Source organism: uncultured Psychromonas sp., assembly GCF_947489755.1.
Lineage (GTDB): Bacteria > Pseudomonadota > Gammaproteobacteria > Enterobacterales > Psychromonadaceae > Psychromonas.
Genome location: NZ_CANLFB010000082.1, coordinates 1 through 471 on the forward strand (window position 1 = coordinate 1; position 471 = coordinate 471).

The 471-nt window shown below is 50.5% G+C and carries 1 rRNA gene; it reads right to left on the bottom strand.

From position 1 onward, the window contains the following. Window positions 1-456 (bottom strand): 16S ribosomal RNA (locus Q0794_RS18100); the annotation flags it as partial. Window positions 457-471: the final 15 nt, after the last annotated feature.

Below are 471 nucleotides of genomic sequence, written 5' to 3' on the forward strand. Positions count from 1 at the left end.
CCCTTTCCTCCTCGCTGAAAGTGCTTTACAACCCGAAAGCCTTCTTCACACACGCGGCATGGCTGCATCAGAGTTTCCTCCATTGTGCAATATTCCCCACTGCTGCCTCCCGTAGGAGTCTGGACCGTGTCTCAGTTCCAGTGTGGCTGGTCATCCTCTAAGACCAACTAGGGATCGTCGCCTTGGTAAGCCATTACCTTACCAACTAGCTAATCCCACTTGGGCTACTCTTATGGCGTGAGGCCCGAAGGTCCCCCACTTTGATCCGGAGATGTTATGCGGTATTAGCAGTCGTTTCCAACTGTTGTCCCCCACCATAAGGCATATTCCCAAGCATTACTCACCCGTCCGCCACTCGTCAGCAAAGTAGCAAGCTACTTTCTGTTACCGTTCGACTTGCATGTGTTAAGCCTGCCGCCAGCGTTCAATCTGAGCCATGATCAAACTCTTCAATTTAAAGTTTAATTTGCA